Consider the following 24,257-nt stretch of genomic DNA (forward strand, 5'->3'; position numbering starts at 1 on the left):
GCGTTCGGAAAGGACAATTCATGGGCATAGAGCAGTTAATCGAAAAGGCGTCGGCCTATATAAAAGAACAGGATCTGGTACGCATCAGGGAAGCCTATGAATTTGCGGACCAAGCCCACCACGGACAAGTGCGCAAATCGGGGGAACCGTATATTCTTCACCCTGTTGCCGTTGCGGAAATTATCGTGGATATGCAGATGGACGTACTGTCGATTATTGCAGCGCTGCTGCATGATGTCGTCGAAGATACGACAGTGGACCTTGAGCTCGTTCGTGCGAAATTTGGCGAAACTTGCGCAATGCTCGTCGACGGATTGACCAAGCTGGAGAAGATCCGGTTCCGTTCGAAGGAAGAGCAGCAAAATGAGAACTACCGGAAGATGTTCCTTGCGATGGCGCAGGACATTCGGGTTATTCTGATCAAGCTGGCTGACCGCCTCCATAATATGCGTACGCTTAAGTTCCAGTCCGAGGAAGCACAGCGGCGCATCGCGTATGAAACACTAGAAATCTTTTGCCCGATTGCTCACCGGCTTGGTATTTCCGCGATCAAGTGGGAGATGGAAGATATCGCTTTGCGGTATTTGAACCCACAGCAATACTATCGTATCGCGAATTTGATGAAGAAGAAGCGGGCGGAGCGCGAGCTGTTTATCTCTGATGTTATCGGCCGGATTAAAGAGAAGCTCGAGGAAATGGGCATTGACGGAGATATTTCGGGACGACCGAAGCATATATACAGCATTTACAAGAAAATGACCGTGAAAAATAAGCAGTTTAATGAAATTTACGATTTGATGGCCATCCGGATTATCGTTGAAAATATAAAAGACTGCTACGCAACCCTTGGCATCATTCATACGCTTTGGAAGCCGATGCCGGGACGGTTTAAGGATTACATCGCGATGCCGAAGGCCAACATGTACCAGTCTTTGCATACGACGGTTATTGGTCCTAACGGAGAGCCAACAGAAGTACAGATCCGTACGTGGGATATGCACCGTACATCCGAGTACGGTATCGCAGCCCATTGGGCTTATAAGGAAGGCACGGTTGTGCCAAATACGAATTTCGAGGACAAAATGTCCTGGCTCCGTGAAATTATGGAGCTTCAGAACGAAGCTCGTGACGCTTCGGAGTTTATGGAAACGCTCAAGATGGACTTTTTCTCCGATCTAGTATTTGTCTTCACGCCAAGCGGAGAAGTTATCGAGCTGCCCGCAGGCTCTGTTCCGCTTGACTTCGCATACCGAATCCATACCGAGGTAGGGAACCGGACGATCGGCGCCAAGGTGAACGGACGAATTGTCCCGCTTGACCATAAGCTGAAGACAGGCGATATTATTGAAATTTTGACCTCGAAGCATTCTTACGGCCCGAGTCAGGATTGGGTGAAGATTGCACAATCGTCTCATGCCCGCAGCAAGATCCGCCAATGGTTCAAGCGTGAGAAGCGGGAAGAGAACGTAGCCAAAGGCCGGGATCTGCTTGAGCGTGAGCTGAAGCGGTTAGGCGTGGAGCCGTCCGCATGGATGAGCGACGACAAGCTTCAGGAAGTGGCTAACAAGTTCAACTTTAACGATATTGAGGATATGATGTCCGCAATCGGCTTCGGCGGGATTACGGCGGCACAGATTTGTACACGCCTGACCGAGAAGCTGCGCAGAGAAGCGGAGAAATCGAATCTCATTGAGCTGACAAGCGAACCGAAGGAGATGAAGTCTCCGGGTCACCGCAAGAATCGGCCAACTCATGGTGTGACGGTGAAAGGGATCGATAATCTGCTCGTCCGGTTCGCGAGATGCTGCAATCCGGTACCAGGCGATACGATTATTGGCTATATAACTCGCGGCAGAGGCGTTTCGGTGCATCGGATGGACTGCCAGAACATTCCGTTTAACGGGGACAGCGAAGAGGCAGACCGCGTTATTGAAGTCGAATGGGAAGATTCGATCGAATCGAATTACAGCGTTGATATTGAGATTACGGGTCATGACCGGACGGGACTGCTGAATGAGGTTCTTCAAGCCGTATCGGAAAGCAAGACAAATATATCGGCCGTGACGGGACGTTCGGTGAAAAATAAAATGGCCATGATTCATATGACGGTGCTGATCCGCAATATTGATCATTTATCTTCCGTCGTGGAGAGAATCAAGCGCGTGCAGGATGTTTACTCCGTGCAGCGCATCATGAATAGTTAGCTGGAGGTTTACAGGCCGTGAAGGTTGTAGTACAGCGGAGCAAGCAGGCAAGCGTTACAATCGATGGAGAAGTGGCAGGTGCAATTGATCATGGCCTGGTGCTTCTGGTCGGAATTACGCATGAGGATACGGAAGAAGATATTCGCTGGATGGCGGACAAGGTAGCAGGTCTTCGGATCTTTGAGGACGAGAATGAGAAAATGAATTTCTCCGTCCTTGACGTAGGCGGACAAATCTTGTCGATCTCGCAGTTCACCTTATATGGCGACAGCAGGAAGGGGCGGCGTCCTAACTTTATGGCTGCCGCGCGCCCCGAGCAAGCGGAGCCGCTCTATGACAGGTTTAATGAGCTGCTTCGTAAAGCAGGTCTTGTTGTTGCGACTGGCCGGTTCGGCGCGATGATGGACGTGGCTCTCGTAAACGCGGGTCCCGTTACGTTAATTATCGACAGCAAGCAGTAACAAGCGGGTAAGATTGGCGATGGCTGGCAACACTAAGGGTAGGCAGGCTGCTTTGGCATAAGCGGACTGGAGATCAGTTGCCAGAAGGAGTTATCGTCATGCATCAATCCCGTAAAGAGCAAGGAATGGAGCGTTCATCAAGAAGGCTTCTCCATACCGACCGCCGTGAAGCACTTCTCATGTCCAGACTGGAGGAGCAGGTGGAGACGGCTGAGGAATTCCTTGCCTTTCCTTCGAACCGGCGCGAGCCCGGCGGACGTATGTAGCAATTGAAAGAAGCTGCCTCAACAGAGGCAGCTTCTTATTTGTAAGACGAATGTTCGCAAATGAACCGCTTTCTATTTTGTAATATTACTGTAATAAGATTATAACGGTTTTTTAACATCGCTGCCCTATAATAAATCTCGACCCCCTTTTTAAAAATATAATTTCTGGACCTGCAACGATGGCTGCAGGTTTTTTTTTGTCTCGAAAGAGGCATACTAAGGAAATGTGATTGACTATTGACTTTATATGTCGACACGGGTAGAATTAGGTCTCAGTATATAAATTTTCTGATTCGTTGATGGAACAAAGTAATCCCGTGCACGTATCCAGAGAGAGACGCCAAGGCTGCAAGCGTCTTTATGGTGACAGGATGAACAGACTTTCCGGAGAACAGACGGTGAACGGATGATTCCTGAATCATTGCTAATAGCCGATCTGCGTGTAACGGGCGTTAACCGTTAATGAGCGGACGAAAGTCCGGAATATGGGTGGCACCACGGGAGTTCAACTCTCGTCCCTAACGATTAGCCTTTAACGGCATGTCGTTAGGGGCGGGAGTTTTTTGCGTGATTCGAAGCTGGCTAGTAAGGTCAAGTTTTATGCTTACGAAGTAAGAATTATCGCCAAAGACGCGACAATTCTTTTAAGGAGGGGTTGTAAATGGCTTTTCAGAAGTCACCGGGCACACAAGACATATTGCCTGGAGTAGTTGAGCGCTGGCAATATGCAGAGCAGAAAGCTCGTGATATTTGCCGACGTTTTAATTTCCGTGAAATTCGTACACCGATCTTTGAAGCAACGGAGCTGTTCCAACGCGGCGTAGGCGAGACGACGGATATCGTAGAGAAAGAGATGTATACCTTTACGGACCGCGGCAATCGCAGCGTTACCCTTCGTCCGGAAGGAACCGCGGGTGTCGTTCGTTCTTATGTGGAGAACAAATTGTACGGCGAACCGGATGTATCGAAGCTGTATTATATCGGACCTATGTTCCGCTATGAGCGCCAGCAGGCCGGCCGTTACCGCCAATTCCACCAGTTCGGGATTGAAGCGCTTGGATCTGTGGATCCGGCCATTGATGCGGAAGTTATAGCACTTGGTTATACCTTCTATACGGAGGTAGGACTGAAGGGCGTCCGCGTTGAGATTAACTCGGTTGGTACTCCGGAGGTTCGTGCAGTTTTCCGTGAGAAGCTGCTTGCCTTCCTTATCCCCAAGCGCGAGCTGCTCTGCAAGGACTGTCAGTCCCGCATGGAGCGTAATCCGCTTCGCGTGCTCGACTGCAAGGTGGATCAGGCTCATTTCGAAGGCGCGCCTTCGATTCTGGATAGCCTGGACGAGGAGTGCAATGCCCACTTTGACAAAGTGAAAACGTATTTGACGGATATGGGTATTCCGTTCTCCATTAATCCAAGACTCGTTCGAGGACTGGATTATTATACGCACACCGCTTTTGAATATAAAGCGGAGGGCATTGGCGCCATCGATACCATCGGCGGCGGCGGACGTTATAACGGTCTTGTAGCCGAAATTGGCGGACCGGATCAGCCGGGCGTTGGTCTTGGTCTTGGACTGGAACGTACAATTATGCTGCTTGAGCATCAACAAGCCGAGCTGGAAAATGCGCATCAGGTTGATGTGTACGTTGTAGCGCTTGGTGAAGCGGCTAAACGCGAAGTCACTAGACTCGTCTACGAGCTTCGGATTTCCGGAATCCGTGCGGAGCGGGATTATCTGGGGCGGAAGATGAAAGCGCAGATGAAATCGGCAGACCGCCTGCAAGCCCGTTACACGGCTATTCTCGGTGACGATGAGCTTACCCGCGGTGAAATTGCCCTGAAGGACATGGCAACGGGAGAACAGCGCTTTGTGGCGCTTGCAAGCCTTGCATCCGAATTGAAAACTATTTGATACAAAGGGGAGTTACATCCATTATGATGCTGAAAACTCATCAGTGCGGAACATTAACAAAAGCCAACATTGGCGAAGAAGTAACACTGAACGGCTGGGTACAACGCCGTCGTGACCTTGGCGGCGTATTGTTCATCGACTTGCGCGACCGTACAGGTATCGTTCAAACCGTATTTAACCCTGATTTCTCCGGCGAAGCGCTCGCTATCGCTGACCGCGCACGTAACGAGTTCGTACTGGCTGTTAAAGGTACAGTTGTAGAGCGTGATGCGGAGACCGTAAACAAAAACCTGGCAACAGGCGAGATCGAAATCCGAGTTACGGAAATCGAAGTCATCAATGCTGCGAAAACACCTCCATTCCCGATTGAAGACGGTGTTGAGGTTGATGAATCGCTCCGCTTGAAATACCGTTACCTCGACCTGCGTCGTCCGGAAATGCACAAAACATTGCTGCTCCGTTCGAAAGCGGCAAAAGTATTCCGCGACTTCCTGGACGGCGAAGGCTTTATCGACGTTGAAACGCCAATCCTGACGAAAAGCACGCCAGAAGGCGCTCGCGACTATCTGGTTCCAAGCCGCGTACACGAAGGCGAGTTCTTCGCATTGCCGCAATCGCCGCAAATTTTCAAGCAACTACTGATGGTCGGCGGTATTGAGCGTTACTACCAAATCGCTCGCTGCTTCCGTGATGAAGACCTCCGTGCGGACCGTCAACCGGAGTTCACGCAGGTCGACATCGAGACTTCGTTCTTGACGCAGGATCAATTGTTAAACATGATGGAGCAGCTGATTGCCCGCTTGTTCCGTGAAACAATCGGCGTTGAGGTCGAGCTGCCAATCCAACGGATTACTTATGCGGATGCGATGAACAAATACGGCTCCGACAAGCCGGATCTTCGTTTCGGCATGGAAATCGAAGATATTACGGATATCGTTGCAGGAAGCGATGTTAAAGTGTTCGCAAGCGTTGCAGCAAGCGGCGGCGTCGTGAAGGCGTTCAACGCGAAAGGCTGCGGCCACTGGAGCCGCAAAGAGCTTGACGATCTGCAGCCGTTTGCAGCCCGTTACGGCGGCAAGGGTCTCGCATGGATCACGGTTAAAGAAGGCGAGTGGAAAGGTCCAATCGTCAAATTCCTGAAGCCTGAAGAGATCGCAGCTCTTACCGAGCGCCTGAACGTTGAAGAAGGCGACTTGCTGACATTCTCTGCCGATAAGGCAAAAGTTGTTGCCGACGTTCTTGGCAACCTGCGTCTGAAAGTCGGCCGTGAGCTGGGTCTGATCGACGATTCGAAATTCAAGTTTGTATGGGTAGTTGACTTCCCTATGCTTGAGTGGGACGAAGAAGCAAAACGTTTTGTAGCGGTGCATCATCCGTTCACGCGTCCGAAGGACGAAGACCTGCACCTGTTCGAGACAGATCCGGGCCAAATCCGTGCGCAAGCGTACGATATCGTCTTGAACGGCTACGAAGTAGGCGGCGGTTCGATGCGTATCTTCAAACGCGACGTACAAGAGAAAATGTTCGGAGCACTTGGTTTCTCGATGGAAGAAGCGCATGAGAAATTCGGCTTCCTGCTCGACGCCTTTGACTATGGCACGCCTCCTCACGGCGGTATCGCCTTTGGCTTTGACCGTCTCGTGATGCTGCTTACAGGCCGTACAAACCTGCGTGAGACGATTGCATTCCCGAAAACAGCAAGTGCAACCGACCTGCTGTGCGATGCACCTTCCGAAGTTGAATTGTCGCAGCTCGAGCAGCTTCATATCCGCACGGTTATTAAACCGAAGCCGGAAGCAGCTGCTGCCGGCAACAAGCAAGCTTAATGAGGGAGGCGGCAACCGATTATGCTGCATCAATTTTCTCGTACTGAGCTTGCGATTGGACCGGAGGGTCTCGAAGCGATGAAAGGGAGCACCGTCGCCGTGTTAGGTATTGGCGGTGTAGGCGGCATCGCAGCCGAGGCTCTTGCCCGGACCGGTGTAGGCCGGATCATCCTGATCGATAAGGATGTTGTTGATATTACAAACGTGAACCGCCAGATTCATGCGCTGACGACGACAGTAGGACAGCCAAAAGCAGATCTGATGCGCGACCGGATTAAGCTGATTAATCCGGAATGCGATGTGATCTCGCTGCGGATGTTCTATACGGAAGAGACGTATGAGCAACTATTTGCTTATCCGCTAGATTATGTCGTAGATGCTTCCGACACCATCTCGTATAAAGTCCATCTCATCATGCAATGTCTGGAGCGGAAAATTCCGATTATCTCCAGCATGGGAGCGGCGAACAAGATGGATCCGACGAAATTCACCGTCGTGGACATCTCGAAGACCCATACAGATCCCGTTGCACGCGTCGTACGTACGAGGCTGCGCAAGGAAGGCATCAAGAAGGGCGTGAAGGTTGTCTTCTCTTCGGAGACGCCTAACAAGCCCCGTGAGGACGTTACGCAGCGTATTGTGCCGGAGAATGCTCCGGAGATCCGCAAAGCGAAGCAGCCGCCGGCGAGCAACGCCTTTGTGCCTCCTGTTGCGGGACTGATTATGGTAAGTGTAGTGGTGAAGGATCTTTTGGCGAAGCATGATATTGTGGTGTAAGGGAAGGCCGTCCTATGGGGCGGCCTTTTATTTTTGTTGATGCGGATGTGGATTTACAGGAAAGTATCCTCTTACGGCTGCTGTTGCTTGTGCTTTGCATGAACAATTTTCAAAGGCAGCAAAGCACCAGCAAAGGCAGACGCTGCGCCCCTTCAGACGATACTTTCCTTCCAATCCAACAGCATCAACATCAAAGGGCTGACCAAAAGGTCCTTCTCGGGAGGGGAACAGAAAAAACCGCAAGCGGGGATTACGCTTGCGGTGGATGTTTTATAGAAGATGGTGGTGGACGGAAAAAGTTCTGAGATAATGAATACCGAAAGTAATAATTATTTGGCCGTTTGTTTAGGTTCTACCAATTGCTTGAGTTCTGAAATTAAGACATCCAGCTGGGAATAGCCTTCGACAAGATGGCCGATCTTAACGTCTTGGGTCTCCATGCTGGCACATACCTCTTCGACGGAAGCCATGTTTTGCTCGGTTATAGCCGCCATGCCCGTCATCTCGTCAGAGATGGAGGAGTATTGCACGTACAGCTGCTGGGAAGACTCGCCAACGGTATCCGACTGTTGTTTGACTTGCTCGGTATTGCTGTTAATCCGCCTAATGATGCCTTCTACCTTTTGCGATGCCTCGTAGCTGGTATCTACAGCCTGCTGACCCAGATGTACCTTCTCGCTTACGGCTGTAATCGAGGCATGGATAGTGCCCAGAATGTTTGTAATCTCGCCGGCAGCAATATTCGCATTGTCAGCCAGCTTGCGGACTTCACCGGCGACAACCGCAAAGCCCCGTCCATGCTCGCCTGCACGTGCGGCTTCAATGGCCGCATTCAAGGACAGGAGATTGGTCTGTTCAGAAATCTCGCGGATAGAGCCTACGATCGAGCTAACTTGTTCATTCTGCTCAATCAACTGCTCCATCAGGGAGACAGTCTGGGCAATAATCGCTTTCACACTATTTACGTCAGCGGTTAAGGTCTGTATCAATTCATTGCCCTCTACCGTCAGCACAGCCGTATCGGATGAGTACTGCTGTAATTGGGTGGAGCCTTCACGAAGCTGGGAGACAGCCGTCTCAATCGTATGGGCTGAATCACTTACATTAAGCACCATGCTTGTCTGCTTCTCGATCGAAGCGGACATTTCCGCAAAGGTGGTCGTAACCTCCCGGGAGATTTGGCCGGTGGATTCTACAGTGCCTTTCTGCTCGCTGCTGAATTCACCTAGAATCAGAATCATCGATTTGAGCTTATCAACAACCTTTTCGGCAAGCTCCTTGGATTCAAGCGCATCGCGACGCTCAGCAGTAACATCTTCCTGCAGGCGCTGGCTGAATTTGGCGGAGAAGGAGAGAGCGACCGTCGCAAAGATCAGATACAAGAACAAGTACACCAAGGAATCATTCGGGAATAATTGCTGTTGCAAATCCGGGTCCAGGAAAATATAAGTGCTGACGCCCATGCTGAGAATACCAGTAAAGATGATCGGCTTATAGTCTGCATAAAGCGTCATGACGGCAATATTGACGTAGACGAGGAAATAAGTACTTATAATCGGATGCGGATCGGACACGATCAGCAACACCGTTAATGCCGTTAGAATGATCGGAACAACATACATGATGTATTGAACCAAAATCCGTTTGTAAGTCATAAAAGTAGCGATCCCGCAGCTAATCAGACCCACAATGGCAAGTAATACTATCATATCCGTCCCAAGACCCGCACCGATATCGGCGAGAAGTCCCAGGGCTAGCAGTCCCCATAAAATTTTTACAAACAACCGGTTCCTTTTGTCTAGAACAATCTGATCTCTGGTCATAATCGTGATCTCTACCTTTACCTATTGAATTTATAATGCGGTCATTGCTCTGCTGGCAGGTCTGAAGTTCTCTGCTGCCGGATAGGCCAGCCATTTGAATTCCTGTTTATTGCGGTAGATAGCTTCCATATCAAAAATGACGGGAATGACATCATCCCCCTTGTAAAACCGTTTGCCCCCGACCTTTTCCATCGGAACATGGAACGTGATCCGAAGAGCGCGGTAAAATACGGGCTCCAGCAGGGATATAAAATAGCGCAAATTGTACTTTTCCGCACAATAGACGGCGGACGATAATAAATCCGAGATCGGTTGTTGTCCCCTGTAGTTTTGCAAGACGGCGATTTTATCGATTTCCGCTACGCGGGTTGGGTCTTCAATGACTTTAGGGTGCTGATGGAAAGGAGCGACCGTGTCGATCTCGTTAAGTCCAGGCAGGTAGGGCTTAATTTCGGAAGTTCCGACACATTGTCCTTCATCGGATACAGCAAGGTATCTTTCGACTACCTGATTGGCATGCTCGAGCTCATAGCCCTTCTCTTCCCATACCGAAATCCAGATTCTGTTAAACACCGCTAGTTCCCATTCGCTCTTCACTGATTTGAACAAAATGCAACTCTCCTTATCCTCTCTCTCTATCTAATGTTTTTTTATATATTTATTAGTTCCCTCTCCATGCTTGTAATTCGTTTTATACGATATTACAAAGGAAAAATATTCCTAGCACTATATATCGGCATTATAATGGTAAATTATTATAGTAATTACCTACGAAATAACTAGGTTTTGTAAAGAAAATATGGCAGCAGTCCCATTTGCGGATGGTAGCGAACGTATGTGCGAGTATGCTATCATCGTAGTAATGTGGCTGTAAAGGTTGTGAATGGACAATGGACTTATTCTCTTATCAGGAAGCGGAAACGCCGCGTGCAAGATTGCTTGCCGACCGGATGCGGCCGGAAACACTGGATGACTATATCGGGCAGGAACATATTATCGGAGAGGGCAAGCTGCTGCGCAGAGCGATTGAGGGCGACCAGGTATCGTCCATCTTGCTGTACGGTCCTCCGGGCTGCGGCAAAACAACGCTGGCGAATATTATCTCGAAGCGCACAGCAGGAGAGTTCGTTAAGCTGAACGCGGTAGACGCTTCGGTGAAAGACGTGCGCGAAGTCATTGAATCCGCACGGACGAACAAATTAATGTACGGCAAGAAAACAATCCTGTTCCTCGACGAGGTACACCGGTTTAATACATCCAGGCAGGACGCGCTGCTGCCGGCGGTTGAGCAGGGGATTATTATTTTCATCGGGGCAACGACTGAGAACCCGTTCCATCATGTGAATGGAGCGCTTCTGTCGCGCTCAACGCTGTTTCAGCTTGAACCGCTGAACGAGAAGCATGCGCTGGAAGCCATGAAAAGGGCTATTGCGGACAAGAGCCGCGGGCTAGGCTTCATGACCCTTCATGCGGAGGAAGAGGCGCTTGATCATATCGCTTCCATGGCGGGCGGAGACATCCGGCGCGCGCTTAATGCGCTGGAGCTTGCTGCGGTAACGACACCTTCCGAGCCGGACGGATCGGTCCGGATTACGATGGAGGTTGCGCAGGAGTCCATTCGGAAGCCAACCGTCCGGGCGGACATGTCAACGCAGTATGATGTCTTGTCCGCCTTCCATAAGAGTATCAGGGGCTCCAGCGATGCCGCCTTATTCTGGTTTCTGTATGCCGTCGAGAAGCTGGGGATGGACCCGATGACCTTCCTGCGCCGGCTGATCGTAGCCTGCAGCGAGGATATCGGTCTTGCCAATCCGCAGGCGATGGTGCAGGCGGTAACGGCGATGGACGCGTATCATAAGATCGGCTGGCCGGAGGCTAAATACAATATTACGCAAGCGATCCTGTTTGCCGTAGAAAGTCCGAAGTCGGATGCAGCAGCAGTTGCGATCGGCAAAGCGATGGCGGCTATTGAAGGGGCAGGGCGTGCGGAGGTGCCGCTTCACTTGCGGGATACGCATTACAAAGGCGCCCAGCAGCTCGGCCATGAGGGCTACAAGTACCCGCATGATTATCCTGGCCATTACGTGAATCAGCAGTACTTGCCGGATAACCTGCACGGTATAACGATCTATAAGGCAACCGAGCAGGGGATGGAAGGGAAGATCCGCCAGAACCAGGAGCTGCGGCAGCGGAAAAAATAGCAAGAAAGAGGACCTCCGGCTGGAGGTCCTCTTGTTGTTTTAGAGCGTAATTTGAATACTTACTTCTTCGTTCTCGTACTTGAACTGAATGGTCCCGTGGTACTTGTTTACGGTTCTTCTAATGATCATGAGCCCATGTCCGTGAAGGGCGTTAGAATTATCTTTGGACGTATATCCGTCTTTGTGGAACAGACATTTTTGCTGCTTCGAAGTCAGCATAGCGGGATTGTCCACGGTAAATACATACTGTGAGCTTACAGTCTTGGCTGCAACACGGATCTTCCGGGGCAGTTTGCCTTCATAGTCTTCTGTAGCCTCGATGGCGTTATCCAGCAGATTGGACAAGATTTTCACCAGATCCATCGATTCAATCCGTCTGTATTCTTCGGGATCGGTATCGAAATGAAGCTCGATGCCTTTCGATTGGGCCAGCTCCCATTTACTCTGGAACAGAATCAGGACGACCGGATTATTGATCCGTAAGGATAAATCCAGCGCTCTGGAGTCAGCCGCTAATTGCTTGAGATAGTCCTCAGCCCGGTCATATTTCTTCAAGGTTAACAAGCCGTGAAGAACCTGGAAATGATTCATCAGATCATGCCGGCTGGATTTGATGGAGTTCATCACCTTGCCCATCTCTGACATATACATCAATTCCGATTCATGCAAATCCTGCTTCACCGTATTTTTATGCCATTTCCTCAAGACGAAGAAGGCGAGCAGTAATAAGACCGCAAACAGAATATCTATCGCGAATATAATCTTGTTGCTGTTTATAACCTCTTCGCTGATGGATTCCAGCTGGCTTGCTTCAATATCGATAGCCAGAACACCCAGTTGTTTGCCGGAGTCATTGTAGAGCGGAACGCCAACCGACAGGTATACGCCATGAATGGCGTCCTTTATGACGCCTGTATAATAGACACGTCCTTCTTTGGCCTGTTGTACTTGCTTGTGAGGGACGGTACACGGAAATCCTATAGGAATGGCCTCCGCAGTGGAAGGAAGCGCGGATAACATCACTTTGGCGACATTGGTATCATCCAGCAAAAGCGTATAAACATATAAAGCATTAATCCGGCTTCGGTATTGTTCGAGTTCATGCTCGATGGACCTGCTGCCCTGGTCCCGCTGTTTGGTAATCAGGAAATGCTCGTATGACTTCATATCAAGACCGTCGGCGATATGCTCGGCAATTGCGATGTATTGCTTGGCTAAAGTGGTTTGGGTTGCTTTTTCCGTAGAATAATAGGATAGAACAAGTTTGGCGCATGTAAGAACGCCTAGTATAATAAAAGAAGTAATCAGAAATATAAGTTGCCTTCGAGGATTCATTGCAATAGTCCTTTTCAAAAATAGATTGTGACCATAGGCCAAGCTTCATTATTCATCAAAATAACAACGACATCAACCCTAAATTTCTAGAAAGATCATATAAAGCACAAAAAGGACTCCGCTTTAGGAAGTCCTTTGCATATCTCATGGAAGAGCGCAGCGCCCGGTTGAAAGGAGATTCACCTGTTAGCTATAACGGGCTTCACTCCTCCCTCCTCCGTTATTTCGTTTTCTTCCGTCCGTGCGGCACAATCATCGGCGTTTCGTATAACGGATCCTGGATGACATCACATTTAAGATGGAACACTTCCTCGATCATGGAAGCATTCACAATATCCGAAGGCGCTCCTTGCGCGTAGATCGCACCGTTCTTAACCGCTGCAATATGATCGGCGTACCGGCAGGCCAGGTTAATATCATGAAGCACCATAACAATCGTTCGCCCATCCCGTTCATTCATTTCCTGCAGCAGATCGAGAACTTCAATCTGATGCGTAAGATCCAGGTAAGTGGTGGGCTCGTCGAGCAAAATAATTCCCGTCTGCTGCGCGAGTGTCATCGCGATCCACGCCCGCTGGCGCTGGCCGCCGGAGAGGGAGGCTACGGAGCGCTCCGCAAGCTCCTCGATGCCGGTTGCCCGTAAAGCCGCCTGCACGCTTTCCTCATCTTCCTTCGACCATTGCTGAAGCCAGCTCTGATAAGGATAACGGCCCTGCTTGACGAGCTGGAGCACGGTTAAGCCTTCAGGTGCAACAGGACCTTGCGGCAGCAGGGACAACTGCTTTGCAGCCGTTTTGGCCGGGATAGATGACAAGTCCTTGCCGTTTAGCGTCACTTCGCCAGAGGCCGGCTTTAACAATTTGGATAAAGCGCGAAGAAGGGTTGACTTGCCGCATCCGTTGCTGCCAATTAATACCGTAATTTTGCCATCGGGAATGGCTATATTTAAATGTTCGAATATATTTGATCCGCCATATGAAAGGGAGATTCCTTTCGCTTCAAGCATGCTCATCGTTGACATCCTCCAGCTTATTTATTGATTGCGGTGACGGTACAACATGTAAAGGAAGAAAGGTGCGCCGATAGCCGCAGTGAATACACCGGCAGGGATATCAAGCGGAGCGAATACGGTCCGTGCCACCAGATCGGATACGAGCAAGATAACGGCTCCAATTAACGCGCTGACAGGCAGCAAGCCTCCAAAGGAAGAGCCGACAAGCTTACGTGCCATATGCGGAGCCATAAGCCCTACGAAGGCAATAGCGCCTCCAACGGCGATGGCTGCTCCGGCAAGTGACACGCTTAACAGGAGTAAAATAAGCCGTTGTCTCTGTACACTCGCGCCAGTGCTTCCAGCCACATCATCACCAAGCGCTTGTACATTAACATGGCGGGCCATCAGCCAGGTTGCCGGGAGCAATACGATGAGCCAAGGGAGTAAGGTGTATACATCCTTTTCCCAAGAGGAGCCGTAAATGCTTCCCGTCATAAAGGTCATTGCCCGGTCCGCGAGAAAATAAGGGCTCGCGATAATAAACATATAGGAGATGGATTTAAAGGCAGCGGATAATCCGGTGCCGATGAGCACCATCCTTAGCGGCGATGCGCCGTTCTTCCAGGATAATAGATAAAGAATAACCGTAACGGCATAAGCACCAAAAATGGAAGCGACAGGCATCCAATGAACAGAGACATGACCGCCTAACAAAAAGAGAAACAGCACGGTGCCAAGAGAAGCGCCTTCCGTTATTCCCGTAACATCCGGCGAGGCCAGCGGGTTACGGATTAGTCCTTGAAGGACGGCACCTGCCGAAGCCAGCGCAGCGCCAACAAGTATGGCGACTACAATTCGCGGGAGACGCAGTTTTAGCACGATGACTTCATGCATAGCGCTGCCCTTGCCAATAAGAGATTTAACGACCTCTACCGGAGAGATGAACTGGCTGCCGATCCCCGTGCTGAGAATAGCGCCTGCTATGCATAGCAGGAGTAGGATAAGAGTTGTCCATAGGGTTTTATGTTCCAGAAGGTAGGATAACTTAGGCTTTTCCCACCGTATCGTCTTATATTTGCTCATGATGTCTGTCTTCCTTTCCTTGCGATATACACGAAGAAAGGAACTCCGATAACGGCTGTCATAACCCCGACCGGAACCTCTCTAGGCATGGCGATATAACGGGAACCGATATCGGCCGCGACAAGCAATACGCCGCCAAGCACCGCACTATATGGAATGATCCAGCGATAATCCGCGCCAACGAAATAACGGACGATATGAGGAATAATGATACCCACGAAAGCGATCGGACCGGCAACGGCAACCGATGCTCCGGCAAGCAGAATAACGGCAGCGGAAGCGAGCCACTTCATGTAAGCTGTCCGTTGGCCTAACGTTTGAGCGATATCATCGCCCATGCCAAGAACATTCAAGTGGCGGGAAAGCGCCATTGCGATCAGGAGACCCGCAGCTATATACGGCAAGACGCTGACAAGCATATGCATGTCCCGGCCAGCAACGGATCCAACCAGCCAGACAAGCACCTGGTCGAACATTTTACCGCTGGAGAGCATGAATCCTTGGGTCAATGAGGCGAAAAAGGCGGCAATCGAAGCACCGGCCAGCGTTATTTTAATTGGCGTCATCCCGTCCCGGCCTACGCTGCCAAGCACAAAAACGATTGCGCCGCTGATCGCAGCGCCAAGCAGGGCAAGAAGGGTAAGAGGCTGCATGCCGTTAATGCCAAGCCAACCGGATGCTACAACAACCATAAAGGATGCTCCAGAGTTGACGCCAAATATACTTGGGGAAGCGATCGGGTTGCGCGTAACGACCTGCATGAGGGCACCTGCAACTGCGAGGCTTGCACCCGCTGCAGCGGCAATTAAAGCACGCGGAACCCTGGCCGTCTGTATAATCAGATGCTCTTGGTTAGAGGGCTGATAATGAAAGATGGCATCAAAGACGGTTGCAATCGGAATGTCGGTGACCCCAAACGCAATGCTGCTTATAATGGCTGCCCCAAGGAGCAAAAGAGATAAGAACAAACCTAATAGTCTCATAGCTGTACGCAAACTCCTTTTTCAAAATAGGGCGTATATTTCACCGCGAAACGTGTGGTGCTGTCCCCTGTGCGGTACAGTCGTATACGCTTGCGGATGACAACTTACTATACGTATGTACCTAGTGAATTTTAATAGAGGAGTCAGAGCATGTCAATGAATATGAGAATCGTTCTCAAATTTTCATTGACTAGGCCGCTGTTTTCTTTTATATTGTCCAAGTGAGAGAAATTATCATCGGGAGGTACATAAAGTAATGAAGAACTGTTTTAACGGAAAAAAGATGATGTGGCTGACCCTTTGCACGATTATTATCGCTGTTCTGGCAGCAGGCTGCGGGTCTAATTCCAAAAATAATGCCGGATCGGATACATCAGATAATAAAGCAGCAAATTCGGAGCAGGCAGCTTCGAATGAAACACGTGCAGTAAAGCATGCCATGGGCGAGACCGATATCAAAGGTACACCGCAGCGTGTCGTTGTGCTTACCAACGAAGGAACCGAAGCCGTATTGGCGCTTGGCGTGAAGCCGGTTGGCGCGGTTAAATCCTGGACAGGCAGCCCTTGGTACGACCATATCGCTGCTGATATGGAAGGGGTAGAGGTTGTTGGCGAAGAAAGCCAGCCGAACATGGAACTAATCGCAGGCTTGCAGCCGGATCTTATTATCGCAAATAAAATGAGACACGAAGAAATTTATGAGCAGCTGAAAGCTATTGCTCCAACGGTTGAATCGGAAACGCTGCGCGGTGCTTGGAAGGATAACTTCAAGCTGTATGCCGAGGCGCTTGGCAAAACAGAAGAGGGCAATAAGCTGATCGCGGAATTTGACGCACGTATCGAAGATTTTAAAGCACAAGCCGGAGACAAGCTGAAAGAAACGGTATCCTTCGTTCGCTTTATGGGCGGAAAAACGCGTGTCTATCATACGGATACATTCTCGGGTATTATCGCAAGTCAAATCGGACTGGCACGTAACGAGATGACGCTAAGCACAAAAGAGACCTTTGCTGATGAAATTACGAAGGAGCGTCTGCCAGAGGCGGATGCCGACCGGATCTTCTACTTCACGTATGATACCGGCGACGGCAAAGGTTCCGCGCAAGAGCAAGAGTGGACCAATGATCCGATCTGGAAGGGCCTCAGCGCTGTAAAAGCCGGTCATGTCTATCAGGTGGACGATGCGATCTGGAACACGGCAGGCGGTATTAAAGCAGCTAACCTGATGCTCGATCAGCTTGCTGAAATCTATGGCATTAAGCTTGCAAAATAGTAGAAAGAAAGGCGCCACATCAAAGTGGCGCCTTTTTCTATGATTACCCAACGCTGAACATGAGGGCGAAGTAACCAAATACGGATGTCATCAGTCCCATGACAAATGCGGGGAGGAGTTTGTTTTCTCTGTACATCTGGATTAAGCCGTAAATCATAATAATGGCAGCGGCTAGCATGAGTACGCTGTCCAGGCCAATGGATAACTTCAGCGTCAGATCCGGGCTGAAATGTCCGTTATAGAGCGACGTAAACAGCGGGGATGGGGATACCGATTGCAGCGTCTCCTTCACATTATGCGGAGGAGTTTGCTGACCTAAGGCGCCGGTAACGATAAAAAGCAGCAGCGCGATTATACTTTCCGCTTTCAGCCAAGGCCGGGGATTAAAGCTGCTGTTCTCCTTAAGCTTCTTCTTATAACCAAAGCCGTTCGTATACGCAAACAACAGCAGAGGCGCAATCAGCAAATGCTTGAGCAGGAGCATCTGGCCGTACGGCAGCATCCACGAATTGACATACTGCGGTGTCGTAAACGTCATTAGCGTAATGCCTGCAATAAAGGTAATCAGCATGCAGCCGATGGCAAGCGGCGAGAACCAGGCCAGGAAGCCATCCCAGTTGCGGCTGTCCGCCGAGAACCAGCTGGATACCATCAACACGCCAATCCATGCAGTTACAGCAAGGAAATGGGCCGAGTGAACCAGCCATCCCTTTGTACCGTACAGCGAGGTCGCATGGCTGGCATAGCCGAGCCAGAGAATTAATAGAAACATAATGAACAAGCTGACCTTTGGCATATGCTTGTCATTACGGAAGGAAGGCAGGCCAAGCAGGAATGCGAGGCCAACCGATGCAACAGCTGACCAGATCCACGCCTTGCCGTTGTTAAGATCAAGCAGGATGCTTTTTACCATTTGTCCATACGAAATTTCCGTGTCTTTGGCGAACAGGACTGCGGAATCATGGATGGGGACGTATTCAAGTACAGGAACGGCAAGCGCGCTTACAAGCAGCAGCCAGGACGGTATATGTATCTGAGGACGTCTATGCTCAGGTATGACCCGCATTATAAACGTACCGGTCAGAATGGCGAAGCAGAGGTAGAGAAGAGCCTCGCTGAAATAACTCATTTGCGGTTCCTCCGGATCAGAATAACAATGGCGGCAAGCACGATAGCGCCGCCGATGATCCAGATCATCGTGTTCACGGGCTGAGCTTCTTCCGCTTGAGCATCATCTGCTGAATCAGCTGGAGCGGGTTCGCCGGAAACGGCCGGATCTGCCGATGCACTCGCGTCAGGCGCTTCCGAGTCTTCCGCAGCAGGAGAAGGCGCAGCGGACTCCGTCGGAGCAGCTTCCGGACTGTTAGAAGGCGTTGCTTCCGGGGCATTAACCGTAAAGGCATATTCACCGTCAACCGCATGGCCGTCTGCACCGATGATGGTCCATTTTACCGTGTACACCCCATTTTGCAGAGGTTCTGTAACCGCTCCGCTCATCGTCGCCTTGTCAACAGCAATTTCGCCGGTCTTCACTTGTTCCCCGGATTCATTCAGCAGCTTGAATTGGCTGAGCTTCTCGATATTGGTGTTAAACGTAAGGGAGATTTCAGCAGGTGAAGCCGTGACCGTCTCATCCTTCGTTGGTGTGGATTCACTGACTTTCGAATGGGCCATAGCCATGCTTGGCAGTAGAAACAGGGCCGCTAAACAGATTAGGATTATACGTTTCATTCATTCACCCTCATTTATTTGGATTAATTGATGTCATTATAACAGATCGGTCAGATGTTGCGGCTCTGCCTTTATGAACAATATTCGAAGGCAATAAATCGGCATAATGCGAGGTTTACGCGGAATAAACTTAAATTACCTTATCTTTACAGAATGGCAAACTCCCTTCTCGAAGGAGGTGCACCTGCTGCTTTGCTTAGGTAGCTTGGCTGCAGGGGACTTACATTGAGTGATCCGCTTCCGATGGTATTGCAACTGGCTCTTATTGTTTTCCTTGTGTTTATGAACGGTCTGTTTGTTGCTGCGGAATTCGCCATGGTTAAAGCTCGGGGCACCCGGATAGATGCGCTGGCTGCTGAGGGACATTTGCGGGCGAAGCTTGCTGCGCATTTGACGAGCAACCTCGATGCTTATTTGTCCGCGTGTCAGCTGGGAATTACGCTTGCCTCGCTTGGGCTTGGCTGGATTGGCGAACCGGCGATCAAGGATCTGATCGAGCCTTGGTTTCTTGCGCTTGGCTGGGGCAGCCCGGTATGGATTCATACGATCTCCTTCATTATCGCTTTCCTATTTATTACCATCCTCCATATCGTCCTCGGTGAACTCGCCCCCAAAACCTTAGCGATCCGCAAAGCGGAGACGGTTACGCTGCTAACCGCAGCACCACTCGTGATGTTCCACAAGCTCATGTATCCTTTTATTTGGGTGTTAAACGGCCTTGCGAATCAACTTCTGAAGCGGTTTGGCGTTGAGCCGGTTTCAGAGCAGCATTCTGCCCATACGGAGCAGGAAATCCGCATTCTGATGAAGGAGAGCCATAAGAATGGACTGATTAATAATACGGAGCTGACACTGGTCGATAACATTTTTGAATTCGCCGAAACAAATGCAAGGGAAATTATGATTCCGCGAACGGAGATGGTCTGCTTATACGTCAATCTGTCCCTGGAGGACAACAAGACGATTGCATTAAATGAAATGCATACGAGATATCCCGTTTGCGATAATGATAAGGACAATATCATCGGTTTCGTTCATATAAAAGATCTGTTGAAGGACACGACGCATAGCCTGACGGATATCCGGCAGATAACGCGAGCCATTACAACTGTGCCCGATTCCATGCAGATCAGCAATCTGCTTATACTTATGCAGAAGAAAAAAGCGCAGATTGCCATTCTTATTGATGAATACGGAGGCACCTCCGGCCTAGTCACGCTGGAAGACATCATGGAGGAGATCGTAGGCGAGATTCAGGATGAATTCGACGAGGAGCGGGCGGAGATTGAGAAGCGGGATGATACGGCCTATTCCATCAGTGGAATGATGCTTATAGAAGAAGTGAACAGCTATTTCGGCGTTGATATAGATTGCGACAATTACGATACGATAGGCGGCTGGATGTATTCGCAGATCGAGATTCCGCCGACAAACCAGCAGAGAATTGAATATGGCGGGGAATATGTGTTCATTATTGAAGAAACGGATCATCTGCGGATTTCCCGCATTATTGTGCAGAAGCTGACTACTCCAGCAAGGCAGGAGCATGAGAAAGGGGAACCGGAAGGTAAGGTCTCTGCAGAGGGACGTCCATAGATGTGAAAAATCCCCCTTGCCAGAGGCGCAAGGGGGATTCCTTATTTCCTTATTTCGCTAATGCTTCATAAGCAGCTTCATCAATCTTGTGAACGATATCAATCGTTCCTCCGCCCAGACAGATGTCACCATCATACAAGACAACAGCCTGACCCGGTGTAATTGCCTTTTGCGGTTTGTCGAAGATGATTTCCGCCGTACCGTCAGCTCGAAGGGTTACGCTAACTCCTTGATCGGGCTGGCGGTAACGGAATTTCGCTGTGCAGCGGAAGGTTCCTTCCGGTTTCTCCGGCGCAATCCAATTCATGCCGCTTGCCGTAAGGCCGGTGGAATACAGACTTGGATGGGATTCACCTTGGATCACATAGAGAATGTTGCGCTCAAGATCTTTATCCGCCACAAACCAAGGCTCACCGTTGCCGGAGCCGCCGATGCCAAGACCTTGCCGCTGGCCAAGCGTGTAGTACATGAGGCCGTCATGGCGTCCTTTCACTTCTCCGGAACGGATATCAACCATCTCGCCCGGACGGGCAGGCAGATAGCCGCTTAAGAATTCTTTGAAGTTGCGTTCGCCGATAAAGCATACGCCGGTGCTGTCTTTTTTCTTCGCGGTATAAAGACCGGCCTCTTCTGCGATGCGGCGAACTTCCGGCTTAGGCAGATGCCCGATCGGGAACATCGCTTTCTCGAGCTGCTTCTGACTAAGCGCGCTCAAGAAGTACGTTTGATCTTTATTGCCGTCTACCCCGCGGAGAAGCTTCGTCTCGCCGTCTTCCATACGTTCAACGCGCGCGTAATGGCCGGTTGCCAGATAATCGGCGCCAAGCTCATTCGCTTTTTTGAGGAAATCGCCGAATTTGATCTCCCGGTTGCACATGACATCCGGGTTTGGCGTCCGGCCGCGCTTGTATTCATCGAGGAAATAAGTAAATACTTTATCGAAATACTGCTTCTCGAAGTTTACGGTATAATAAGGGATTCCGATCTGATCACAAACCCGGCGTACATCCTCAGCGTCCTCTTCCGCTGTACAATGACCGAATTCATCGGTATCATCCCAGTTCTTCATAAATATGCCAACCACGTCATAGCCTTGCTGCTTCAGCAGCAGAGCCGTTACGGAGGAGTCAACTCCGCCGGACATCCCGACAACGACGCGTGTCTCTTGCTTTGATTTGACCATCTGCACGCACCACCTTGTTCTTCACACTTCTAAGAACCGTTCGAAAAAGGCTTAAGCCATATGAACGGACTTCATGCTATTGTAACATAGACGTAAAACTTTTTCATGATAGGTCAATCCTTTTCTCGCAAGTCGTAAAAGGTTGTGTTAACATAGATATGATATGGGAATACCCGTAATTAAAAACAACCAATACACTAACATACGTGCAATGGAATGGAACAATAACGACTTTAGAGAGGTGCCCGAATATGAAAATATCGACGAAAGGCCGTTACGGCCTCACCATTATGATGGAGCTTGCGGGAAAATTCGGCGAAGGTCCGACTTCACTTAAGAGCATTGCCGAGCGCAATCAGCTGTCCGAGCACTATTTGGAGCAATTGGTTGCGCCGCTTCGTAATGCCGGACTTGTTAAAAGTATTCGCGGCGCTTACGGCGGCTATATCTTGTCCAAGGAGCCGGAGACCATTACAGCCGGCGACGTGATTCGTATATTGGAAGGCCCGATTTCTCCTGTAGACTTCACGGAGGAAGATGATCCGGCAAAGCGTGACCTGTGGCTTCGTATCCGCGACAGTATTGCAAGTGTACTCGACTCTACGACCTTGGCTGACCTGGTGAACTACCAGGATGCAGGTGTTGCAGACAGCTATATGTTCTATATTTAATGAGGGATTCCTATGCAAAAGTATTATTTTGACCACGCAGCCACAACGCCGATGCATCCGGATGTCGCTGCAGCGATGCTTGAGGTGATGGCGGGGCCGGCGAGCAACCCGTCCAGCATGCATGCCTTCGGGCGAGCAGCGAAGCAGAAGGTGAATCAGGCACGCGATTTGATCGCGGCTGCGCTCGGATGCAAGCCGTCCGAGCTTATTTTCACCTCCGGCGGTACCGAAAGCGACAATGCAGCTATAATCGGCGCAGCGGCGGCGATGAAAAAAAAGGGCAAAACTCATATTATTACATCAAGCGCGGAGCATCATGCCGTTCTGCATACCTGTGAAGCTTTAGCAGATGAAGGCTATGAGGTGACTTACCTTCCGGTCGATCAGACAGGACGTGTCTCGATCGAGGAGATCTCCGCGGCGATCAAGCCTCATACAGGGCTTATCAGCATTATGCATGGAAACAATGAAGTCGGCACGCTGCAGCCCATTGAAGAGATTGGTGAATTGGCCCATGCCCATGGCGTATTGTTCCACGTTGATGCTGTGCAGTCTTTCGGTACAGTCTCCTATAGACTGTCTGAGCTGCCGGTTGATTTGATGAGCTTTTCCGCGCATAAGATAAATGGCCCGCAAGGTGTAGGCGCCTTATATTTGGCGAATGGTACGCCATTCGAGCCGATAGCACACGGTGGATCGCAGGAGCGAAAGCGGAGAGCGGGGACAGAGAATGTCGCCGGCATTACCGGTTTCGCTAAAGCTGTTGAAATTTGTGTGAACAATCGCGAAAGCAAGCAACTTTTCCTCGGCAAGCTACGTACAGAATGGGTAGACAAGCTGAAAGCCGCGTTATCCGGGATAACGGAGATTGTTATTAACGGGAATGCGGAGCATCATCTTCCGAACATTATCAATATAAGCTTTATCGGAATGGATACGGAGACGATGCTCATGAATCTCGACATGGAAGGAATTGCAGCCGCCAGCGGCTCTGCATGTACGTCGGGCTCATTGGAAAGGTCGCACGTGCTGAGGGCGATGAACCTGCCCGCGGAACGTTTGAATTCAGCTGTACGATTCAGCTTTGGTTTGGGGAATACTGTGGAGGAACTGGAAGACGCTGCACGTAAAATGGCGACAATCGTGGAGCGTATCCGTACCAATCATTAGGAGGCCCCAGGCACGCCATGATCAAACTCCAGCAATTAATCGGTTTGCCCGTTCTTGTCATTCATTCCGGCAAGCATGTCGGCAACGTAAAGGACGCTTGGTTCGATGAACATTGGCGGTTGATCGGTCTTATTGTAGAGGGCGCAAAGTGGTTTGCGTCATCGGTCAAAACCGTTGAATGGGCAGAAGTATTAACCTGCGGTGAGGATGCCGTATTTATATCGAAGGAATCAGCAGTCAAACCGGTAAAAGCGGCACAAATCGGAAGATCCTTTGATACCGGCATCGTGAAGCTGAAGGAATTGCCTGTCATCACGGTGCAAGGTTTACAGCTTGGACGAGTATCCGATGTTTATTTTTACCCATTTCAGGGTACACAAATAGTAGGCTATGAGCTTACGGATGGATTTATATCGGATCTGATGGAAGGGCGCAAATGGCTGAAAGCCCCGGAGGATCCGGATGCCGTGCTGCTCGGGGAAGACGCGATTATCGTTCCTGCTGTCAGTGAAGCGGAATTGGAGCCTGTCGCAGCTTCCAATTCGATAAATAGGGAGAAATGAAAGATGATGAGATGTCCCAATTGCAATTCAAAGGATATAGGTAAAATCGGTTCCCATCAGTTCTACTGCTGGGGCTGCTTCATAGAGCTGACAGTGAATGGTGAGAAAATGTCGGTCTATCAAGTAGAAGAGGACGGAACGCTTAGCTCGCTCGACGATTTATTCTTTGAAGAGGAAATGCCGCAAATTCAAATTAATTAGCGGC

22 protein-coding genes are annotated in these 24,257 nt (G+C 50.1%); 13 read left to right on the top strand and 9 right to left on the bottom strand.

What is annotated here, in order from left to right; all coding sequences use genetic code 11:
- Positions 1-20 precede the first annotated feature (20 nt).
- The 6 genes from BM200_RS13440 to BM200_RS13460 all read left to right on the top strand — a co-directional run bounded on the left by BM200_RS13440 (position 21) and on the right by BM200_RS13460 (position 7,446).
- On the top strand, positions 21-2,204 hold the full coding sequence (locus BM200_RS13440) for a RelA/SpoT family protein (protein WP_091186341.1): 2,184 nt from the start codon (positions 21-23) through the stop codon (positions 2,202-2,204).
- 17 nt (positions 2,205-2,221) lie between these two features.
- Complete coding sequence (gene dtd / locus BM200_RS13445; protein WP_091186056.1) at positions 2,222-2,665, top strand: D-aminoacyl-tRNA deacylase; 444 nt, start codon at positions 2,222-2,224, stop codon at positions 2,663-2,665.
- Between the two features lie 98 nt (positions 2,666-2,763).
- Positions 2,764-2,931 carry a hypothetical protein gene (locus tag BM200_RS30015; RefSeq protein ID WP_175532852.1) on the top strand — a complete coding sequence of 56 codons (168 nt, stop codon included), beginning with the start codon at positions 2,764-2,766 and terminating at the stop codon, positions 2,929-2,931.
- 661 nt (positions 2,932-3,592) lie between these two features.
- The gene (gene hisS / locus BM200_RS13450) at positions 3,593-4,843 is read left to right on the top strand and encodes a histidine--tRNA ligase (protein ID WP_091186058.1); all 1,251 of its coding nucleotides are present in this window, start codon (positions 3,593-3,595) and stop codon (positions 4,841-4,843) included.
- A 23-nt stretch (positions 4,844-4,866) separates the two neighbouring features.
- Complete coding sequence (gene aspS, locus BM200_RS13455) at positions 4,867-6,669, top strand: aspartate--tRNA ligase (protein WP_091186060.1); 1,803 nt, start codon at positions 4,867-4,869, stop codon at positions 6,667-6,669.
- A gap of 21 nt (positions 6,670-6,690) precedes the next feature.
- Positions 6,691-7,446, top strand: coding sequence for a tRNA threonylcarbamoyladenosine dehydratase (locus BM200_RS13460; RefSeq protein ID WP_091186062.1), 756 nt, complete (start codon positions 6,691-6,693; stop codon positions 7,444-7,446).
- Between the two features lie 329 nt (positions 7,447-7,775).
- On the opposite strand, the gene BM200_RS13470 is transcribed toward BM200_RS13460, so the two are convergent.
- Together BM200_RS13470 and BM200_RS13475 are read right to left on the bottom strand one after the other, a co-directional pair.
- The gene (locus tag BM200_RS13470) at positions 7,776-9,269 is read right to left on the bottom strand and encodes a methyl-accepting chemotaxis protein (RefSeq protein ID WP_091186066.1); all 1,494 of its coding nucleotides are present in this window, start codon (positions 9,267-9,269) and stop codon (positions 7,776-7,778) included.
- 30 nt (positions 9,270-9,299) lie between these two features.
- Complete coding sequence (locus BM200_RS13475; protein ID WP_091186068.1) at positions 9,300-9,878, bottom strand: GNAT family N-acetyltransferase; 579 nt, start codon at positions 9,876-9,878, stop codon at positions 9,300-9,302.
- A gap of 281 nt (positions 9,879-10,159) precedes the next feature.
- On the opposite strand from BM200_RS13475, the gene BM200_RS13480 reads away from it, so the two are divergent.
- The gene (locus tag BM200_RS13480) at positions 10,160-11,470 is read left to right on the top strand and encodes a replication-associated recombination protein A (RefSeq protein WP_091186071.1); all 1,311 of its coding nucleotides are present in this window, start codon (positions 10,160-10,162) and stop codon (positions 11,468-11,470) included.
- 39 nt (positions 11,471-11,509) lie between these two features.
- Here the strand turns inward: BM200_RS13480 and BM200_RS13485 are convergent, their stop codons facing one another.
- The 4 genes from BM200_RS13485 to BM200_RS13500 all read right to left on the bottom strand — a co-directional run bounded on the left by BM200_RS13485 (position 11,510) and on the right by BM200_RS13500 (position 15,865).
- Entirely contained in the window at positions 11,510-12,805 is a 1,296-nt protein-coding gene (locus BM200_RS13485; protein ID WP_091186074.1) for a sensor histidine kinase, read from the bottom strand.
- Between the two features lie 220 nt (positions 12,806-13,025).
- Positions 13,026-13,817, bottom strand: coding sequence for an ABC transporter ATP-binding protein (locus BM200_RS13490; RefSeq protein WP_091186076.1), 792 nt, complete (start codon positions 13,815-13,817; stop codon positions 13,026-13,028).
- A gap of 21 nt (positions 13,818-13,838) precedes the next feature.
- Positions 13,839-14,882 carry a FecCD family ABC transporter permease gene (locus BM200_RS13495; protein WP_091186077.1) on the bottom strand — a complete coding sequence of 348 codons (1,044 nt, stop codon included), beginning with the start codon at positions 14,880-14,882 and terminating at the stop codon, positions 13,839-13,841.
- Positions 14,879-15,865: a FecCD family ABC transporter permease gene (locus tag BM200_RS13500; RefSeq protein WP_091186080.1), complete on the bottom strand. Its 987-nt coding sequence runs from the start codon at positions 15,863-15,865 to the stop codon at positions 14,879-14,881. Before BM200_RS13500 ends, BM200_RS13495 begins: the two co-directional genes overlap by 4 nt.
- Positions 15,866-16,121: 256 nt before the next feature.
- On the opposite strand from BM200_RS13500, the gene BM200_RS13505 reads away from it, so the two are divergent.
- On the top strand, positions 16,122-17,138 hold the full coding sequence (locus tag BM200_RS13505; RefSeq protein WP_091186082.1) for an ABC transporter substrate-binding protein: 1,017 nt from the start codon (positions 16,122-16,124) through the stop codon (positions 17,136-17,138).
- Positions 17,139-17,181: 43 nt separating this feature from the next.
- Here BM200_RS13505 and BM200_RS13510 read toward each other — a convergent pair whose 3' ends face one another.
- The gene (locus BM200_RS13510; protein WP_091186084.1) at positions 17,182-18,267 is read right to left on the bottom strand and encodes a copper resistance D family protein; all 1,086 of its coding nucleotides are present in this window, start codon (positions 18,265-18,267) and stop codon (positions 17,182-17,184) included.
- The gene (locus BM200_RS13515) at positions 18,264-18,869 is read right to left on the bottom strand and encodes a copper resistance CopC family protein (RefSeq protein WP_091186087.1); all 606 of its coding nucleotides are present in this window, start codon (positions 18,867-18,869) and stop codon (positions 18,264-18,266) included. The genes BM200_RS13510 and BM200_RS13515 overlap by 4 nt, the downstream gene beginning before the upstream one ends.
- A gap of 225 nt (positions 18,870-19,094) precedes the next feature.
- Between BM200_RS13515 and BM200_RS13520 the strand changes: the two genes are divergently transcribed.
- Positions 19,095-20,465, top strand: coding sequence for a hemolysin family protein (locus tag BM200_RS13520; protein ID WP_245772997.1), 1,371 nt, complete (start codon positions 19,095-19,097; stop codon positions 20,463-20,465).
- Positions 20,466-20,514: 49 nt separating this feature from the next.
- Here BM200_RS13520 and mnmA read toward each other — a convergent pair whose 3' ends face one another.
- Positions 20,515-21,648 (bottom strand): tRNA 2-thiouridine(34) synthase MnmA, encoded by a 1,134-nt coding sequence (gene mnmA / locus BM200_RS13525; protein WP_091186090.1) that lies wholly within the window; start codon positions 21,646-21,648, stop codon positions 20,515-20,517.
- A 251-nt stretch (positions 21,649-21,899) separates the two neighbouring features.
- On the opposite strand from mnmA, the gene cymR reads away from it, so the two are divergent.
- Genes cymR through BM200_RS13545 form a run of 4 tightly spaced genes read left to right on the top strand, consistent with a single transcriptional unit; the run spans position 21,900 to position 24,253 of the window.
- Positions 21,900-22,319 carry a cysteine metabolism transcriptional regulator CymR gene (gene cymR / locus BM200_RS13530; RefSeq protein WP_091186091.1) on the top strand — a complete coding sequence of 140 codons (420 nt, stop codon included), beginning with the start codon at positions 21,900-21,902 and terminating at the stop codon, positions 22,317-22,319.
- Positions 22,320-22,331: 12 nt separating this feature from the next.
- On the top strand, positions 22,332-23,489 hold the full coding sequence (locus tag BM200_RS13535; RefSeq protein ID WP_091186094.1) for a cysteine desulfurase family protein: 1,158 nt from the start codon (positions 22,332-22,334) through the stop codon (positions 23,487-23,489).
- A 17-nt stretch (positions 23,490-23,506) separates the two neighbouring features.
- Positions 23,507-24,052 carry a PRC-barrel domain-containing protein gene (locus BM200_RS13540; RefSeq protein ID WP_091186096.1) on the top strand — a complete coding sequence of 182 codons (546 nt, stop codon included), beginning with the start codon at positions 23,507-23,509 and terminating at the stop codon, positions 24,050-24,052.
- 3 nt (positions 24,053-24,055) lie between these two features.
- A complete protein-coding gene (locus BM200_RS13545) occupies positions 24,056-24,253 on the top strand; it encodes a hypothetical protein (RefSeq protein WP_015845916.1) in 198 nt (65 codons plus the stop codon).
- Positions 24,254-24,257: the final 4 nt, after the last annotated feature.

The sequence above is a fragment of the Paenibacillus catalpae genome (assembly GCF_900112695.1).
Lineage (GTDB): Bacteria > Bacillota > Bacilli > Paenibacillales > Paenibacillaceae > Pristimantibacillus > Pristimantibacillus catalpae.

Coding starts and splice junctions, on each gene's coding strand:
- BM200_RS13440 (WP_091186341.1), top strand. CDS start 21: ATGGGCATAGAGCAGTTAATCGAAAAGGCGTCGGCCTATATAAAAGAA.
- BM200_RS30015 (WP_175532852.1), top strand. CDS start 2,764: ATGCATCAATCCCGTAAAGAGCAAGGAATGGAGCGTTCATCAAGAAGG.
- hisS (WP_091186058.1), top strand. CDS start 3,593: ATGGCTTTTCAGAAGTCACCGGGCACACAAGACATATTGCCTGGAGTA.
- aspS (WP_091186060.1), top strand. CDS start 4,867: ATGATGCTGAAAACTCATCAGTGCGGAACATTAACAAAAGCCAACATT.
- BM200_RS13460 (WP_091186062.1), top strand. CDS start 6,691: ATGCTGCATCAATTTTCTCGTACTGAGCTTGCGATTGGACCGGAGGGT.
- BM200_RS13470 (WP_091186066.1), bottom strand. CDS start 9,269: ATGACCAGAGATCAGATTGTTCTAGACAAAAGGAACCGGTTGTTTGTA.
- BM200_RS13480 (WP_091186071.1), top strand. CDS start 10,160: ATGGACTTATTCTCTTATCAGGAAGCGGAAACGCCGCGTGCAAGATTG.
- BM200_RS13485 (WP_091186074.1), bottom strand. CDS start 12,805: ATGAATCCTCGAAGGCAACTTATATTTCTGATTACTTCTTTTATTATA.
- BM200_RS13490 (WP_091186076.1), bottom strand. CDS start 13,817: ATGAGCATGCTTGAAGCGAAAGGAATCTCCCTTTCATATGGCGGATCA.
- BM200_RS13495 (WP_091186077.1), bottom strand. CDS start 14,882: ATGAGCAAATATAAGACGATACGGTGGGAAAAGCCTAAGTTATCCTAC.
- BM200_RS13500 (WP_091186080.1), bottom strand. CDS start 15,865: ATGAGACTATTAGGTTTGTTCTTATCTCTTTTGCTCCTTGGGGCAGCC.
- BM200_RS13505 (WP_091186082.1), top strand. CDS start 16,122: ATGAAGAACTGTTTTAACGGAAAAAAGATGATGTGGCTGACCCTTTGC.
- BM200_RS13510 (WP_091186084.1), bottom strand. CDS start 18,267: ATGAGTTATTTCAGCGAGGCTCTTCTCTACCTCTGCTTCGCCATTCTG.
- BM200_RS13515 (WP_091186087.1), bottom strand. CDS start 18,869: ATGAAACGTATAATCCTAATCTGTTTAGCGGCCCTGTTTCTACTGCCA.
- mnmA (WP_091186090.1), bottom strand. CDS start 21,648: ATGGTCAAATCAAAGCAAGAGACACGCGTCGTTGTCGGGATGTCCGGC.
- cymR (WP_091186091.1), top strand. CDS start 21,900: ATGAAAATATCGACGAAAGGCCGTTACGGCCTCACCATTATGATGGAG.
- BM200_RS13535 (WP_091186094.1), top strand. CDS start 22,332: ATGCAAAAGTATTATTTTGACCACGCAGCCACAACGCCGATGCATCCG.
- BM200_RS13540 (WP_091186096.1), top strand. CDS start 23,507: ATGATCAAACTCCAGCAATTAATCGGTTTGCCCGTTCTTGTCATTCAT.
- BM200_RS13545 (WP_015845916.1), top strand. CDS start 24,056: ATGATGAGATGTCCCAATTGCAATTCAAAGGATATAGGTAAAATCGGT.